We start from the raw sequence: 15,752 nt of genomic DNA, 5'->3' as shown, positions 1-15,752 counted from the left end.
AAGAACGTCATGCTGAGCGCAGCCGAAGCATCTCTACCGCTTCGTTGCAGTTTGGCATGACGTTCTTTTTATTTCTGCGTAATCAGTCTTTGATGCTTAATTCAATGCGAATTATTAATTTGTTTGTAGCAGCCTTACTTGGTAGTTGTTTGTTTGCCTGCGGTTCGGACAAGTCTTCGCAGCAAGCATCAGCCACCGTAGCAAAGCAGGCTGATGCTAAAGATTCCGTGGTTACTGCTGCACCGGCTATAACGCATCTGGATGCCTGTGGCGAACGCATGAAAGGGTTTCTGCGCTGGTATTTGAGCCTTGTAGATTACGAGAAACCAAACCCTGAGTATTCAGGTCTAAATTTCAAAATACCCGTCACTTCAGAAACTGACTCAAGTGTTGCAGCAAGTATAAGGCCGGAGAATAGAAGCTCAACGAAGTATTATCAAATGGATTGGCCCAGCGTCGACAACTATTTGGCAATGCTTGGGAAGTCTGGTTACTTCTCAAAAAGCTATTTGCAAGAAAAACGTGCCTCACTTCTTCACCGGGGCAAAGCATTAGACGCCTCCAAAATGGAAGACGGAGAGCCAGAAGGATTCGAGGCGGATGAAGTGTTCTGGATGATGGAGCTTTACGCCCCATCGGACATTAACAGATTACGAGTTTATCGGGCACCGGATAATAAAGTCCGCGACGGTATTTACGAGCTACCGGAATCTTTGCCCGAAGGCGAAAAATTCAGCTTTCTACTTTACACAAAAAATGAGAATGGCCGGTGCGTTATCGACAGCGTAGCTCGCCTATTTAACGGAGAATATTCAAGCGTCGGAAATAAGTAGGATATTATTTCCCCTTTTTCGCAAGGCCTACCCGGGCCTTAAATCACTGCATAGCCCATGAAAAACTTCACCTCCTTCGCCGATGCCGGCGACTACCACGCCCTCCTCAAGCAAGCCCTCGAAATCAAGGCCAACCCCTACGGCTACCAGCACATCGGGCGCAACAAAACCGTCGGCCTCATCTTCTTCAACCCCAGCCTGCGCACGCGCCTCAGCTCGGTGAAGGCGGCCTACAACCTAGGCGCGCAAGCCTGGGTGCTGAACGCCGGAGCCGACTCCTGGACCCTGGAAATGGCCGATGGCGCGGTGATGAACGGCGGCACCCAGGAGCACATCAAGGACGCCATTGCGGTGATGAGCCAGTACTGCGACGTGCTGGGCGTGCGCACCTTCCCCACCCTCAAGGACAAGGCCGAGGACTACGGCGAAGTCGTCTTCAACAAGATTCTGCAATACGCCACCGTGCCCGTCATCAGCCTGGAAAGCGCCACCCTGCATCCCTTGCAGTCCTTCGCCGACCTTATCACGGTGGCCGAAACCAAGCAGAAGGAGCGCGTGAAAGTGGTGCTCACTTGGGCCCCGCACGTGCGCGCCCTGCCCCAGTGCGTGCCCAACTCCTTCTGCGACTGGTTCTCGGAAATCGACTGGGTGGATTTCGTCATCACTCACCCCGAAGGCTACGAGTTGGACCCCAAGTTCACCAAAGGAGCCCGCATCGAATATGACCAGAAGAAAGCTCTCGAAGGCGCCGACTATGTGCAGGCCAAAAACTGGAGCAGCTACCGCGACTACGGCCAGGTACTGCAAAACGACCCCGCCTGGATGCTCACCCCCGAGCACATGGCCCTCACCGACGGCGCCAAATTCCTGCACTGCCTGCCCGTGCGCCGCAACGTGGAAGTGTCCGACGCCGTGCTCGACGCGCCCGGTTCGCTCATCATTCAGGAAGCCGGCAACCGCACCATCTCCATGCAAACCGTGCTGCACGAGCTGCTGAAGTAAGGGAAGCGCCTCAGCAGGAAACGGACTATTGCTCAGAAAACGGTTGTCCGCCGTACAGCAATCTGCTATTAGTTCAAGTAAAGGCCCACGGTTATTAGCTCACCACTAATGGCAGTGGGCCTTTTTGTGCTCTGGCCCATATACAAGCAAGCACTCATTCCAAAGCAGCTGCAGCTGGACCAAGCCCAATGAAAAAGCCCCATCCTGTTTCCAGAATGGGGCTTTTTGCTGTGATCCCGCTGGGATTCGAACCCAGGACCCGTACATTAAAAGTGTACTGCTCTACCAGCTGAGCTACAGAATCGGTACCTTTACCTTGGAAGGGCGTTTCCTTCTTTGGTGGCACAAAAGTACTATAGCCTCCGGAACTACACAACCCTGGCTTAAAAAAAAGTCACCCTCATTGCTGTGCGCATCCTTTTCTGCTTTCTAATCTTCCTGCCTATCTGTGCCTTGAGTGCAAATTCACCAGCAAAAAAAAAATTAGCAAGCACGCTTTCGGTGGCACCTGCTGGCCTGCGGCGGGCCGATTCGCTTTTCGCGGCGGGTCAATACGAAGCTTCTTTTCCTGATTATCGACAGCAGGTGTGGCAGCAGCGGCGCGTTTCGCCAGAGCTGCTGCTGAAAATGGCTTATGCACAACAGCAACTTGGGCACTACCCGGCGGCGCTGCTCTACCTGAGCATGGCGCAGGCGCGACAGCCCCGGGTGCGCACGTGGCGGCAACTAGTGGCCCTGGCCACCCAGCACCGACTGGTGGGTTACCCCGCTACCTGGCAACAAGAGCTGCGGGTGCAGGCGCAACGCTACTTCTACCCAGGCTTGCAGGCGTTGCTGGCGGGCGCGCTGGTAGGGGCGATGGCCCTGCTGTGGCGCCGCAGCCCGCGCGGTGCGTGGGTAGGCTATGCCGCTTATGTTGCGTTGTTGGGCGCCTACCTGCACTTTCTGCGCCCAACGCCGACGGGGCTGGTGGCACGGTCGGGGGCGGCGCTGATGGATGGGCCGGGGGCAAGCTCGGCATGGCTAAGCACCGCCGCTATGGGTGACCGCCTGCCCGTGCTGGGCCGGCAGGACATCTGGTACCGAGTGCAGTGGCAGCAGCGCGTGGCTTTTGTGCGGGCCGCCGACTTGCTGGTGGTGGAATAGCGGAATGGTGGGTTAGTGGATTCCTTTTTTACTCCACCACTCCGCCAACCCACCTACTTTTGTGCCCATGTCAGCACCCCTTTCCCTCACCGGCCTTTTTCTGTATCCTGTTAAATCCCTCGGCGGGTATGCCGTGGCCGAAGCCGAGGTGACGGCCCGTGGCCTGCGCCACGACCGTCGCTGGCTGCTGGTGGACGAGCGCAACCGCTTCATGACGCAGCGGCAGCAGCCGGAGCTGGCCCTACTGACCGTGGCCCCGGCCTACAATGGCTTCCTGATTTCGCACCGCCAGCGGCCCGATTTGCTGCCGCTGTTCATTCCCTTCGAGGCCACGCCCGACCGGACGTTGTTCGTGACCGTGTGGGACGATATTCTGTGGGCTTGGCGCGGCACGCCCGAGGCCGATGAATGGCTGGCCGAGGCGCTGGGCCGCCCCTGCCGGCTGGTGTATATGTCGGACATGGTGCGACGCGAGGTGGAGCCAGAATTGAACCCCGAAGGAAAGCTGGTGAGCTTCGCCGACGGCTACCCCTACCTGCTGGCGGGCGAGGCCTCGCTAGCCGACCTGAACACCCGCATGGCCGAGCCGGTACCGATGAATCGATTTCGGCCCAATCTGGTGTTTGGGGGCGGCGAGGCGTATGAGGATGATGCCTGGGAGCAGTTCCAGATTGGCGAGGCGCTGTTTCGGGCGGTGCGGGGCTGCGGGCGCTGCGTGCTCACCACCATCGACCAGGCTACGGCCATCAAAAGCCCGGTGGGCGACCCGCTGCGCACGCTGGCCACCTACCGCAAGGTGGAGAACAGCACGCTATTTGGCCAAAACGTGACCGGTCCGGCGCGGGGCCGCCTGCGCGTGGGCGACGCCGTGACGGTGCTCAGCCGGAAATAGTGCCAGTGGGATTCGCAGGCTGAATATTTTGCAACTCCTGCCCTTGCGGGTGCGTTGGGGGAAAGCCGGGCCTGATGCCCGGCTTTTTTATGGAACTGGATTATCTGCTGAATTTCATGGCCCGGCTGGCGGCCAACAACACTACGGCTTGGATGGCCGAGCACCGGCCTGAGTACCAGCGTGCCCGCGCTGCCTGCACCGAGCTGGTGAATCAGGTACTGACCCGCGTAGCGGCTACCGACCCCGATTTGGCCAACCTCACCACAGCCGACGTGATGTTTCGGCTGCACAAGAACGACCGGGCGCACCGCGACCCCGAGCCCTACAAGCGCCGCATGGGCGCGGGCCTGAAACGCGGCGGCCGCCACGCGCCCCGGGCGGGCTATTTCCTGGCCATTCAGCCCGGGGGCAAGAGTTGGCTAGGGGCCGGTACCTTCCACCCTACTCCGGAACTGCTGGCCGCTATCCGGCAGGAAATCCACTATAGCGGCGACGAGTTTCACCGGCTGCGGCAGGCGCCGGAGCTGCTGCGCTACTTTCCGGATGGTATCGACACTACCGGGCCGCAGCTGACGCGGCCGCCGCGTGGCTATGCGGCCACCGACCCGGACGTGGCGTGGCTGCGGCTCAAAACCTTTGGGGTGGGCCGCTTCTATACCGATGCCGAGGTGCTGGCCCCCGGATTTGTAGAGGAATTGGTAGCCGGCATTGCGGCGGCCCGGCCGCTGGTCGATTTTTTCAACGCGGCTATTCCGGAGCCGGCTTAGAGCCAACGGATTGCTGCACAATAAAACGCCCCGCTCTCCGTGATGGAAAGCGGGGCGTTTTGCTTGAGCAGTCTTAACTCCGCAGTTAAAACAGGCCAAACAGCGTGCTATCAATCTTCTCAATGATGGAACCCAGGTCCTCGGGGCGGCGCACGTAGTCGAGCTCGTTCACATCGATGATGAGGGAGCGGCCGGCGTCGTAGGTGCTAATCCACTTCTCGTAGTGTTCGTTGAGGTTTTTGAGGTACTCGATGCTGATGGTATTCTCGTAGTCGCGGCCGCGCTTCTCAATCTGGCCGATGAGCTTGGGCAGGTCGGCGCGGAGGTAGAGCAGCAGGTCGGGCGGGGCCACAAGGTCCACCATCGACTCGAACAGGGCGTAGTAGTTGTTGTAGTCGCGGGTTTCGAGCAGGCCCGACTGGTGCAGGTTGGCCGCGAAGATGTGGGCGTCCTCGTAGATGGTGCGGTCCTGAATGATGCCACGCCCGGCTTTTTGCAGCTCCTTGATGTGCTGCGTCTGGCGGAAACGGCCGTTGAGGAAATACACCTGCAGGTGGAAGGCCCAGCGGGGCATGTCGTGGTAAAAATCCTTCAGGTAAGGATTGTCGTCCACATCTTCCAGAAATACTTCCCAGCGGAAGTGCTGGGCCAACTTATGGGCCAGCGTGGTTTTACCGGCCCCAATGTTGCCGACGATGGCAATGTGCATGCGCTACGAACGAAAAAGACGAGAGATAAGCAGAACCCCAAAGGTAGTAGTGCGGCCCGCATTGGCTCAACGATTTAGGCCCGTTATTATGTAGTATGTTTGATATCTAATATCAGCTTACCTGCCATGTTAACCGCCGAAGCCGTTCACCTGAGCACCATCGCCGACAGCTACGGAGCACCGTTGGCCGAATATTATTTTTTTCCGGACCATGCCCTGCTCTACATTCGCTGGCACGGCCAGCTCACCGCCGCCGAAGTCATTCGCGGGGTGCTGGAAGGCACGCGCCTCATCGAAGACCACCGTTTTGAGCGGGTGCTCAACGACAAGCGCGATACCGGCGGCGATTGGAGCGAGGCGCTGCCCTGGCTCGAATACGAATGGCTGCCCAAGGCCATCGCGGCGGGCCTGCGGGCCGTTGCCTACATTCTGTCGCCCAACCCGGAGGCCCAGATTGTGAGCCAGGAATTTGTGGCTGCCGTGCGGGGGCAACTCGATATTTCACTGTTTACCAGCGAGGAAGACGCCCGGGATTGGCTGGAAAACAAGTAGCTAACAATTTTCATTTCGACGCAGGAGGAATCCGATGGATTTAATTTTATCCGATTCCTCCTGCGTCGAAATGAAAATTTGTGCTAATCGAGTTTGTCCTTCACCTGCCGGGCACCGCGCAGGGTGTGAAACTCGCCCTGAAAGGAGCGGATGCGAATGCGTTCTTCGAGTGGCAGGGTGGTACGCACCTGCTCGTAGCGCTGGTTGAGGCGGGCCAGGACCTGGCCGGCGCCGTCCCACTGCTCGTAGTTCCAGGCGCGGCGCTCGTCGCGGGTGGTGGCGATGAACCGTTCGTAGAGGTTGGGGAGCTGGTCGGCGCTGGCTTGGGCCAGGTTCACGTCGGTTTGCAGCAGGTGCTGCTGCACGGGGTCGGAAGAAGCATTGGCGGCGCGGGCGGCAGTTTGGCGGGCTTGGCTGCGGGCAATAGTGGAGGGGCGGGAACCGGTGAGTTCGCCGCGGCGCAGCAGCTCGGCCTGGGTGGTGGCTTGGGCCTGGCTGGCGAAAGGCAAGCCGGCGAGCAACAGAACGAATGCAGATTTCATGGTCAGAACGAAAAAAAACGAAGGTTTGCGGGCTTAAACGCAAGGAACGGGCCAACCGTATGCCTGTGGACGGGCCGGTTTCGGTTTTTTCGCCGCAATTTCGTGTTTTACCGCTTATGACTTCTGACGCCCCTGCCGCGCCGCCGCGCATTGAGCCCGCCACGCTCAACGACATTCCGACCATTATTCAGCTGGCCGAGGCTACCTGGGAGCCTACCTACCGCTTCATCATTTCGGAGGAGCAGCTGGAATACATGTACCGGGTAATTTACTCGCCGGCTGCCCTGAAACGGCAGATGGTGGAACAACACCACGTGTTTCTCATTGCGCGGGTCGAGGGCGAGCCGGCCGGCTTTGCCTCCTTCGGCCCGCTGCCAGCCGAGGACGGCAGCGGTACCGGCTACAAGCTGCACAAGATTTACGTGCTGCCCACGCGCCAGGGCCAGGGCTTGGGGGTGCACCTTATCGAGGCCGTGGAAAACGCGGCCCGCACCGCCGGCGGCCAGTTTCTGGACCTGAACGTGAACCGCTACAACCCCGCCATTGCCTTCTACGAACGGCGCGGCTTCGTGCGCCAGCGCGAGGTGGACGTGCCGATTGGGCCGTATTTCATGAACGACTACGTAATGCGGAAAGCGTTATAATTTTCTCTTTATCACCCTGAGCTGAGCAAAGGACCTTCCCGCGTTTGCTGCATTTAGATTGCTGCAAACCCTTTAGTCGTGAGCAGGTCCTTCGCTCCGCTCAGGATGACAGACAACTGATAATTCAACATTCAATCCTTAAAATCCAACCCTCCCAATATGGCCACCAAACTCACCGTCCTTTCCAACGGCTCCCTCCGCGTAGAGGGCGAAGACATCGAACTCGTAGACGCCGACGGCCAGCCCTACGGCCTTGGCGGACGCCAGCGCATCAGCATCTGCCGCTGCGGGCTGTCCAAGCAGAAGCCTTTCTGCGACGGCTCGCACAAGGGCCATTTCGAGCACGCCGCCGTGGCGTTTGACTTGCCCGCGCCCAAGCCGGCCGTGTAATCCGGCATCTGCATCATAAAAAAAGCCCGCTGGCCAATTGACCAGCGGGCTTTTTGTTGTTGAATGAATATTGTTTACTCCACTACCAGGCGCTGGGAAAGCTGGCCGCAGCGCACCACGTAGGTGCCGGCGGGCAGGCCGCGCAGGTCGAGCTCGGCCTCGGCACTGGTTGGGGCGGGGTAGCGGCGCACGGGGCGGCCCAGCGCGTCGGTGAGCGTCAGGGGCTGGCGGGGCGCGCCGGCGGGCAGGCGCAGCGTGGCCGTGCCGTGGGCCGGGTTGGGGTAGAGCGTAGCTGCAACACGTGCATCTGTTGGGGTTGTAGCTAGTGGGGCGTTGGGGTCGTAGATAGCGAAAGACCTTAAAAATTTGCTGCCGTCACCCGTTGTGGAAAACGTGCCCCCAACATACAGTTTACCAGCGGACCCAAAGGCAAGCTTGTTAACGCTGCCATTTAGCCCGGTGCCCAAGCTGCTCCAAGCGGTGCCGTCCCATCGGGCCACATTATTAGCTACGCCCCCGCTAGCCTGCGTGAAATAGCCGCCCGCGTACACATCCCCGTTACTGGCCACCACCAAGGTGTTGATACCTGAACCTGAGTTCACGCCGTTAGCCCCCCCCATGACAAGGCTGCTCCAAGCGGTGCCATTCCATTTAGCTAAGTTGTTGGCGGCTGTGCCACCGGCTACGCTGAACTGCCCGCCCACGTACACATCTCCATTGCCAGCGATGGCCAGCGTGCAGACCGTGTAGCTCCCGATGTTGGCTACTATTCCGTTGGCTACGCCCGTGCCGAGGCTGCTCCAAGCGGTGCCATTCCACTTGGCCACACAGTTAGCGGTTACTCCACCGGCCTGCGTAAAAGTGCCGCCGGCATACACGTCCCCGTTGCTGGCCACTGCCAGGGCAGCCACATTTTGATAATTCAACCCATTGGTTATTCCTGTTCCGAGTACGCTCCAAGTGGTACCATTCCACTTCGCCACGCAGTTGGCTGCTCTCCCACCGGCCGAAGTGAATTCGCCACCGACAAATAGGTCGCCGTTGCTGGCCACTGCCAACGCCAAGACGATACGACCTGCAATCCCATTGCCCACTCCATTGGCCGCACCTGTGCCAAGCGAGTTCCAAGCTGTGCCGTCCCATTTGGCTATGTGACTGGCGGCAACACCGCCTGCATGGCTAAAGAAACCACCCACGTACACATCCCCGTTGGGGGCCACCGCCAGCGCGGAAACGTCGCCATCCAAGCCATTGGCCGCGCCCGTACCCAAACTACTCCAGGCGGTGCCATTCCACATTGCCACCTTGTTGGCAATCACGCCACCCGCTTCATTGAACTGTCCCCCCACATACACGTCTCCATTGCCGGCCACCGCCACCGTATTCACGTATCCGGCAACTGATGACGTACCGAGCGGGCTCCAGGCGGTGCCGTTCCACCGGGCCATACTTCCAGCAGCTACGCCTCCAAATCGGGTGAAGCCGCCGCCCACATACACGTCGCTATTGGCCGCCAGGGCCAGCGCACCCACATATCCATTGCCTGCATCCGGGCCAAAGCCACTCCAGGCCGTACCGTTCCATTTGGCCACCTGGTTGGCTGTTACACCGCCCGCCTTGGTAAAGTCGCCGCCGACGTACACGTCCCCGTTGTTGGCTACGACTAACGAGTAGACGGAGCCGGTGCTGCCGTCCGTACCATTGGCAGCCCCCGTACCCAGACTACTCCAAGCGGTGCCGTCCCACCGGGCCACTTGGTTGGCCGCTGCTCCACCCGCTTGTGTGAACGTACCGCCCACATAAACGTCCCCGTTGCTGGCCAACGCCATGGCGTAAACGATTAAGTTTGAGCCACTGCCATTGCTCACGCCCGTACCGAGCGGATTCCAGGCCGTGCCGTCCCACCGAGCCACCCGGTTAGCCACCACGTTGCCGGCCCGGTTGAAGACCCCGCCCACGTACACGTTCCCATTTCCGGCAACCGCCAGCACATTGACGGAAGTGTATAGGGCACCGTTGATGCCCACGGCATTTCCACCGCTTACTCCGTTGGCTGATCCCGTGCCGAGCGGGTTCCAAGCGGTGCCGTCCCACTTGGCAACACAATTGGCCGTTCCCCCGCCAGCCTCGCTGAAAATTCCGCCTGCATACACAGTACCATTGCTGGCAACCGCTAGTGCATACACGTAGGAGTCCCATGGGCCGCTGACACTGCCATTGCTTACGCCCGTGCCGAGCGCGCTCCAACCAGTGCCGCTCCAACGGGCTACCCGATTGGCTGCTGCCCCGCCCGCCTGCGTAAACATGCCGCCTACGTACACATCCCCGTTGCCAGCCAAGGCCAGCGCGTAAACCGACCTATCGACCCCGTTGGCTACGCCCGTTCCCAGACTGCTCCACGCCGTGCCGTTCCACTTCGCCACATGGTTGGCAACTAAATTACCTACTGTCGTAAAGTCGCCCCCGATATACACATCAGTCCCTGACCGCACTACGGTACGTACGACGCCACCGACGCCACCGACAGTCGATTCAAACCCACCCTGCCACCTCTCATCGCCCACCCCAGCCACGCCAGCCGCGCTGAACACGGGCCGCCCATCGGGCGCGGTGCGCATCCGAAACTGGTGAGCGTCAAACGAGCCATTGGCCCCAGCTTTCAGGGTGCCGTCCGGGTTGAGGGCTTCGGCAAGAGGGCGGCCGGCGGGCGGCGGCGGGGTGGCGGCGCGGGCCGGGCCCACTAGGCCCAGCACTAATAGCAGCGTCAGTAGCGAGTGCAGTAAGTCGTTTTTCATTGGTAATGTGGAAAAGAGAAGGAGTCAGTAGGATTGCAGAGAAATGAAGGTATGCCCTTTCTACTCCACCACCAAGCGCTGGGAGAGCTGGCCGCAACGCACCACGTAGGTGCCGGCGGGCAGGCCGCGCAGGTCCAGCTCGGCCTCGGCACTGGTTGGGGCGGGGTAGCGGCGCACGGGGCGGCCCAGCGCGTCGGTGAGCGTCAGGGGCTGGCGGGGCGCGCCGGCGGGCAGGCGCAGCGTGGCCGTGCCGTGGGCCGGGTTGGGGTAGAGCTGCGCGGCCGGCGTGGCGCGGGCTGTTGTGGTGGACAGGGTTGCGGCGGGGTCGTAGATGGCAAAGTAGGGAGAGGCTTTGCGGCCGTCGCCGGTAGTCGTGAAAATGCCCCCGGCATAGAGCTTACCATTGGCTCCCACCACCAAATCTGCGGGCGCGTTGTTCAGCCCCGTGCCGAGCGCACTCCAGGATGTGCCGTTCCACCGGGCGATGTAATTGGTGGCTACGCCCCCGCTCTGGGTAAACTGTCCTGCCGCGTAAAGGTCGCCATTGGGGGCTACGGCCAGCGCAAAACCGGCATCGGACACCAGCGTGCCCAGGCCGGTACCGAGGGGGCTCCAGGTGCTGCCATTCCAGCGGGCCACCCGATTGGCCGCGACGCCGCCGGCCTGGTTGAAGGAGCCAGCGGCGTAGAGGTCGCCATTGGTCGCCACGGCCAGGGCAAGAATGGTGCTGTTGGCGCCATTGGTGGCTCCCGTGCCCAGGGCGCTCCAGTTCGTACCATTCCACTTGGCTACGTAGTTGACGGCCACCCCACCGGCCTGGTTGATGTAGCCTGCTACATACACGTCGGCATTGGGAGCAAGGGCAATGGCCTGGGTGGTTCCAAACACGCCATTGGCGGTACCCGTGCCCAGCGAATTCCAGGTGGTGCCATTCCAACGAGCCACGAAGTTGGCCGTCACGCCGCCTATCTGCACAAAATTGCCGCCGGCGTAGATGTCGCCGTTCGGGGCCGCGGTCAGGACCGTGACAAAGGCGGCACTGGCATTATTGGTGGCCATGCCCGTGCCGAGGGCGCTCCAGGCCGTACCATTCCACTTGGCTACGTTGCTCACCGCTACGCCGCCGGCCCGGGTAAAGCTGCCCCCAGCGTACACGTCGCCATTAGCGGCCACGGCCAGCGCCGACACCCGAGGCGCGGTGGTTCCGCTGGTGGCCATGCCCGTACCGAGCGCGCTCCACGCCGTGCCATTCCACTTGGCAATGGCATTGGCGGCCACCCCACCGGCCCGGCCAAACTGCCCGCCCACGTACACGTCGCCATTGGGCGCTATGGCCAAGGCCGAAACCGACGCATTTACCCCGCTAATCTGGCTGGTGCCGGGGGCGGAAGCCCAGGCCGAGTTGGTCCAGCGGGCCAGGTTTTCGGTCGGCACCCCGCCGGCCTGGCCAAACTGCCCGCCCGCGTACACATCGCCGTTGGCCGCTACGGCCAGGGCCTCCACGCCCAGGCCCGTGCCCACGCCGGTGCCCAGAGCCACCCAGGTCGTACCGGTCCAGCGAGCCACGCGGCTAACCGCCGTCAGGCCGGCCTGGGTAAAAATGCCTCCCACGTAAAGGTCGCCGTTAGGAGCCAGGGCCAGCGAATACACGTAGCTATTCACCCCATTGCCCTGGCCGGTGCTGGGGTTGGCAATTAGCGCGCTCCACGTCGTGCCATTCCATTTGGCAATGGCATTGGCAGTGACGCTGCCAGCCCGAATAAAGCTACCCGCTGCGTAGAGGTCGCCGTTGGACGCTACGGCCAGGGCGGCCACCATGTCGCTGCCTACACTGCCGATGCCCGCGCCGAGGGCGCTCCACGTCGTGCCGTTCCAGCGGGCAATGCGATTGGCATTAACTGCCCCGGCCTGGGTAAACTGTCCGCCTACGTATAGGTCGCCGTTGGCCGCCAACGCCAAAGAGTTGACGTTGCTGTTTACCCCGTTGTAAGTAGTAGTGCCGAGAAAGCTCCAGGCCGTACCATTCCATTGGGCAATGCCCTGAGTGGCCACCCCACCGGCCTGGGTAAAATTTCCACCCGCATACATGGCCCCGCCGGGACCGGCCAGCAGGGCGTAAACGGCCGAAGCTCCCCCTCCGCTCCGGTACAGGCCCGCGCCGAGGGCACTCCAAGCCGTGCCGTTCCACCGGGCCACGTTGGTTGCAGGCACCCCGCTGGCTTGGGTAAACTTGCCGCCCGCATACACATCGCCGTTGGCCGCGACGGCCAGAGCATACACGCCCCCATCCACGCCGCCATATACGCTTAAGTCCCCTACCCCTGCCCCCAGGCCGCTCCACGACGTGCCGTCCCATTTGGCCACGCACCGGGCCGGCACCGTTCCCACCACCGTGAAGGAACCCCCAATGTAGATAGTGTTGCCAACCGACAGCACAGCCAGCACTTCCGCATCGGTGCCATTCGGCAGACCAAACCCGTCTTGCCACCGCTCATCACCGGCCCCGGCCACGCCCGCCGGCCGGAACACCGGCTGCCCATCGGGCGCGGTGTGCATCCGAAAAGCGCGGGCATCGAAGGAGCCATTCAGGCCGGTTTTCAGGGTGCCGTCCGGGTTGAGGGCTTCGGCCAGGGAGCGGCCGGGGGCAGGTGGGGTGGCGGCGTGGGCCGAACCGCACAGGCCCAGCACCAGCAGCAGCATAAGTAGTGCGGGCAGTAATTTTTTCTTCATCGGTAATGTGGAAAGGGAAAGAGAAAATGTGAGTTACTAGGAGCGATAAAAGCATGTGGCGGCCCCTACTCCACCACCAGGCACTGGGAGAGCTGGCCGCAGCGCACCACGTAGGTGCCGGCGGGCAGGCCGCGCAGGTCCAGCTCGGCCTCGGCACTGGTTGGGGCGGGGTAGCGGCGCACGGGGCGGCCCAGCGCGTCGGTGAGCGTCAGGGGCTGGCGGGGCGCGCCGGCGGGCAGGCGCAACGTGGCCGTGCCGTGGGCCGGGTTGGGGTAGAGCTGCGCGGCCGGCGTGGCGCGGGCTGTTGTGGTGGACAGGGTTGCGGCAGGGTCGTAGATGCCGAAGCGAGCAGTGAATTTACTTCCATCGCCGGTGGCCGTGAAGCTCCCCCCAGCATACAGCTTCCCGGTACTTCCCACGGCCAGTGCACCTACTAACCCATTTAAGCCGGTGCCCAGGCTGCTCCATGCCGTGCCGTTCCATTTAGCTATGCGGTTGGCCACTGTGATGCCGGCAAGCGGCCGAAAGCTCGTGCCTATGTATATTTCTCCAGCCGCTCCTAAGGCCAGCGTGGTAACTGCAACGTTGATGCCACTGGGCGTGGACGTTCCTACCCCGCTCCAGCCAATCCCATTCCAGCGAGCCAGGTAGTTGACCGGAACAGCATTGGCCAGCGTAAAATCGCCTCCTACGTACAAGTCGCCGTTGGCGGCCACGGCCAACGCACTGACCGGGCCGCCTACGTCGTAGTAGCTTCCCGTGGCTAAGGCCACCCAGGCGGTGCCGCTCCAACGGGCAATAAAATCAGTGGGTCCACGCTTGCTTCGGGAAAAGCTGCCACCCGCATACACAGTCCCGTTGGGAGCTACCGCCACAGCGGCTACTTCTCCGGTTGAGTAGGTTCCACCGCTGCCAAGCCCCGTGCCCATCGCACTCCAAGCGGTACCGTCCCATTTGGCAATGCCATTTGCGTAAATGTTGTTGCCGGCCCGGTCGAAGCTACCCCCTGCGTAGAGCTCCCCTGTTGGAGCCAGGGCCAGCCCGTTCACCGCCCCGTAGTTGAAGCCATTAGCAGCGCCGCTCCCCAGCGCATTCCAGGCGGTGCCATTCCAGCGGGCCACCCGATTGGCCACCGCCCCGCCGGCCAAGGTGAATTCCCCGCCTACGTACACGTCGCCGTTGGGAGCCACCGCCAGCGCCTTCACCGTTGCATTGGTTCCGTTGGTGGGCCCGGCTCCCAGCGCCTGCCAATTATTGCCGTCCCAACAAGCAACGTTATTGGCCAAAGTGCCCCCGGCCAAACGAAAAGCACCTCCTACGTACACCAGTCCGCTGGGCGCCACCACCACGGCCTGCACTGAAACGTCGAAGCCGGCGTACCCGTGCAGGCCGAGGCCCACGCCCGGACCAAGGGCACTCCACGTCCCGCCCGCTAGCCGGGCAATGTTGTTCACGGGCGCCCCACCGGCCTGCGAGAAGTACCCGCCCACGTACAGGTCGCCGGCAGGCGTAGTCACTATTTTGTTCACGGACGGCGCGCCGGGCACCAAGTTCCAGGCCGTGCCATTCCACGTCGCTACGGTGGTGCTGGTTGTTGCCCCTGCTGTCACGAGCGTCCCACTCACGTACACCTCGCCGGAAGAGGCAATGGCAAGCGCCCTCGGCCCGTAGCCAAAGCTGACGGCTCCTCCCATGCCCGGGCTGTTCCAGGCGGTGCCGTTCCACCGGGCCACGTAGTTGGCCGGCGCACCGCCGGCCTGGCTGAAGCCACCGCACGCATACAAATCCCCGTTGGGCGCCACGGCCAGGTCGTACACCACCGCGTTGAGGCCCGTACTGACGCTGCTGTTGTTCAGGCCGCTCCACGCGGTGCCACTCCACTTGGCTACAAAAGAAGTACCCAGCAAGCCGCCCGCCTGCAGAAAATCGCCTCCTATGTACACCACCCCGTTTGCCCCCAACGCCAGACTCCACACCGACCCACCCCATATCCCGTTGGCCGTGCCCGTGCCCAGGGAGCTCCACGTGGCGCCGTTCCAGCGCGCCACGCCAATGGCCGCCACATTGCCGGCGTTGCCAAACGTGCCCCCGGCGTACACGTTCCCGTTGGCAGCCACGGCCAACGCCCTGACCCCGCCGTCCGTGCCGTTGGTTGGCCCGCTTCCCAATGTGTTCCAGGCAGTACCGTTCCAACGCGCCACGTTGTTGGCCGCCACATTGCCAATCTGGTTGAATACCCCGCCAGCATACACTTCCCCGTTGGACGCCACGGCCAGCGCGGTTACGCTCAGCGCCCCGCTTGGGTTTACGGGCACTCCGGCCCCCATTGCGCTCCAGGCCGTGCCGTCCCAGTGGGCCAAGCAATTGGCCGGCACGTTCCCGGCAGCCGTGAAACTGCCCCCGATGTACACATGAACGCCAAATTGCGCAATGGCGGCCACATAGCCGTCCACTCCGTCCCGGACTCCAAACCCATTGGCCCACCGCTCATCGCCGGCCCCGGCCACGCCCGCCGGCCGGAACACCGGCCGCCCATCGGGCGCGGTCTGCATCCGAAAGGCGCGGGCATCGAAGGAGCCATTCAGGCCGGCCCGTAGTGTGCCGTCGGGGTTAAGGGCTTCGGCCAGGGAGCGGCCAGGGGCGGGCGGCGGGACGGCGGCATGGGCCGGGCCGCCCAGGCTCAGCACCAGCAGCAGTGCCAGTAGCCCGGGCAGTAGAGCTTCTTTCATCGTAATTGGAAAGGAGTTGAA

Annotated in this window: 13 protein-coding genes and 1 tRNA gene; 8 read left to right on the top strand and 6 right to left on the bottom strand. The window is 62.2% G+C overall.

Annotated features, from left to right (window positions below; genetic code table 11):
* Positions 1-56: 56 nt before the first annotated feature.
* Both I7X13_RS07085 and I7X13_RS07080 read left to right on the top strand, forming a co-directional pair.
* Entirely contained in the window at positions 57-833 is a 777-nt protein-coding gene (locus I7X13_RS07085) for a hypothetical protein (RefSeq protein WP_198074921.1), read from the top strand.
* Between the two features lie 57 nt (positions 834-890).
* Entirely contained in the window at positions 891-1,835 is a 945-nt protein-coding gene (locus tag I7X13_RS07080; protein ID WP_198074920.1) for a Rossmann-fold NAD(P)-binding domain-containing protein, read from the top strand.
* Positions 1,836-2,066: 231 nt separating this feature from the next.
* On the opposite strand, the gene I7X13_RS07075 is transcribed toward I7X13_RS07080, so the two are convergent.
* A tRNA-Lys gene (locus I7X13_RS07075) sits at positions 2,067-2,139 on the bottom strand.
* A 197-nt stretch (positions 2,140-2,336) separates the two neighbouring features.
* On the opposite strand from I7X13_RS07075, the gene I7X13_RS07070 reads away from it, so the two are divergent.
* From I7X13_RS07070 to I7X13_RS07060, 3 genes are all read left to right on the top strand, one after another.
* Positions 2,337-2,981: a hypothetical protein gene (locus I7X13_RS07070; protein WP_198074919.1), complete on the top strand. Its 645-nt coding sequence runs from the start codon at positions 2,337-2,339 to the stop codon at positions 2,979-2,981.
* 67 nt (positions 2,982-3,048) lie between these two features.
* Complete coding sequence (locus I7X13_RS07065; protein WP_198074918.1) at positions 3,049-3,873, top strand: MOSC domain-containing protein; 825 nt, start codon at positions 3,049-3,051, stop codon at positions 3,871-3,873.
* Positions 3,874-3,962: 89 nt separating this feature from the next.
* Positions 3,963-4,640 (top strand): DUF2461 domain-containing protein, encoded by a 678-nt coding sequence (locus tag I7X13_RS07060; RefSeq protein WP_198074917.1) that lies wholly within the window; start codon positions 3,963-3,965, stop codon positions 4,638-4,640.
* An 85-nt stretch (positions 4,641-4,725) separates the two neighbouring features.
* Here I7X13_RS07060 and I7X13_RS07055 read toward each other — a convergent pair whose 3' ends face one another.
* A complete protein-coding gene (locus I7X13_RS07055) occupies positions 4,726-5,349 on the bottom strand; it encodes a deoxynucleoside kinase (protein ID WP_198066756.1) in 624 nt (207 codons plus the stop codon).
* Positions 5,350-5,475: 126 nt separating this feature from the next.
* On the opposite strand from I7X13_RS07055, the gene I7X13_RS07050 reads away from it, so the two are divergent.
* Entirely contained in the window at positions 5,476-5,901 is a 426-nt protein-coding gene (locus I7X13_RS07050) for an STAS/SEC14 domain-containing protein (RefSeq protein WP_198066757.1), read from the top strand.
* 83 nt (positions 5,902-5,984) lie between these two features.
* Here I7X13_RS07050 and I7X13_RS07045 read toward each other — a convergent pair whose 3' ends face one another.
* A complete protein-coding gene (locus I7X13_RS07045) occupies positions 5,985-6,443 on the bottom strand; it encodes a hypothetical protein (RefSeq protein ID WP_198074916.1) in 459 nt (152 codons plus the stop codon).
* A gap of 116 nt (positions 6,444-6,559) precedes the next feature.
* Here I7X13_RS07045 and I7X13_RS07040 point away from each other — a divergent pair, with 116 nt between their 5' ends.
* Together I7X13_RS07040 and I7X13_RS07035 are read left to right on the top strand one after the other, a co-directional pair.
* The gene (locus I7X13_RS07040; protein ID WP_198066759.1) at positions 6,560-7,087 is read left to right on the top strand and encodes a GNAT family N-acetyltransferase; all 528 of its coding nucleotides are present in this window, start codon (positions 6,560-6,562) and stop codon (positions 7,085-7,087) included.
* 159 nt (positions 7,088-7,246) lie between these two features.
* Positions 7,247-7,477: a CDGSH iron-sulfur domain-containing protein gene (locus I7X13_RS07035; RefSeq protein WP_198066760.1), complete on the top strand. Its 231-nt coding sequence runs from the start codon at positions 7,247-7,249 to the stop codon at positions 7,475-7,477.
* Positions 7,478-7,551: 74 nt separating this feature from the next.
* Here the strand turns inward: I7X13_RS07035 and I7X13_RS07030 are convergent, their stop codons facing one another.
* The 3 genes from I7X13_RS07030 to I7X13_RS07020 form a co-directional block, all read right to left on the bottom strand.
* The gene (locus tag I7X13_RS07030; RefSeq protein WP_198074915.1) at positions 7,552-10,272 is read right to left on the bottom strand and encodes a T9SS type A sorting domain-containing protein; all 2,721 of its coding nucleotides are present in this window, start codon (positions 10,270-10,272) and stop codon (positions 7,552-7,554) included.
* 60 nt (positions 10,273-10,332) lie between these two features.
* A complete protein-coding gene (locus I7X13_RS07025) occupies positions 10,333-13,002 on the bottom strand; it encodes a T9SS type A sorting domain-containing protein (protein WP_198074914.1) in 2,670 nt (889 codons plus the stop codon).
* Between the two features lie 65 nt (positions 13,003-13,067).
* On the bottom strand, positions 13,068-15,731 hold the full coding sequence (locus I7X13_RS07020; RefSeq protein WP_198074913.1) for a T9SS type A sorting domain-containing protein: 2,664 nt from the start codon (positions 15,729-15,731) through the stop codon (positions 13,068-13,070).
* Between the last annotated feature and the right edge of the window lie 21 nt (positions 15,732-15,752).

Source organism: Hymenobacter negativus (assembly GCF_016056375.1).
GTDB lineage: Bacteria > Bacteroidota > Bacteroidia > Cytophagales > Hymenobacteraceae > Hymenobacter > Hymenobacter negativus_A.
Note: the sequence above shows the minus strand (reverse complement) of the source record. Positions and strands in the feature narration are given on the sequence as shown.

Bases quoted from the DNA above. Each gene is read 5' to 3' on its own strand.
- I7X13_RS07080 (WP_198074920.1), top strand. From the start codon at position 891: ATGAAAAACTTCACCTCCTTCGCCGATGCCGGCGACTACCACGCCCTC.
- I7X13_RS07055 (WP_198066756.1), bottom strand. From the start codon at position 5,349: ATGCACATTGCCATCGTCGGCAACATTGGGGCCGGTAAAACCACGCTG.
- I7X13_RS07035 (WP_198066760.1), top strand. From the start codon at position 7,247: ATGGCCACCAAACTCACCGTCCTTTCCAACGGCTCCCTCCGCGTAGAG.
- I7X13_RS07045 (WP_198074916.1), bottom strand. From the start codon at position 6,443: ATGAAATCTGCATTCGTTCTGTTGCTCGCCGGCTTGCCTTTCGCCAGC.
- I7X13_RS07030 (WP_198074915.1), bottom strand. From the start codon at position 10,272: ATGAAAAACGACTTACTGCACTCGCTACTGACGCTGCTATTAGTGCTG.
- I7X13_RS07040 (WP_198066759.1), top strand. From the start codon at position 6,560: ATGACTTCTGACGCCCCTGCCGCGCCGCCGCGCATTGAGCCCGCCACG.
- I7X13_RS07065 (WP_198074918.1), top strand. From the start codon at position 3,049: ATGTCAGCACCCCTTTCCCTCACCGGCCTTTTTCTGTATCCTGTTAAA.
- I7X13_RS07085 (WP_198074921.1), top strand. From the start codon at position 57: ATGACGTTCTTTTTATTTCTGCGTAATCAGTCTTTGATGCTTAATTCA.
- I7X13_RS07050 (WP_198066757.1), top strand. From the start codon at position 5,476: ATGTTAACCGCCGAAGCCGTTCACCTGAGCACCATCGCCGACAGCTAC.
- I7X13_RS07060 (WP_198074917.1), top strand. From the start codon at position 3,963: ATGGAACTGGATTATCTGCTGAATTTCATGGCCCGGCTGGCGGCCAAC.
- I7X13_RS07025 (WP_198074914.1), bottom strand. From the start codon at position 13,002: ATGAAGAAAAAATTACTGCCCGCACTACTTATGCTGCTGCTGGTGCTG.
- I7X13_RS07020 (WP_198074913.1), bottom strand. From the start codon at position 15,731: ATGAAAGAAGCTCTACTGCCCGGGCTACTGGCACTGCTGCTGGTGCTG.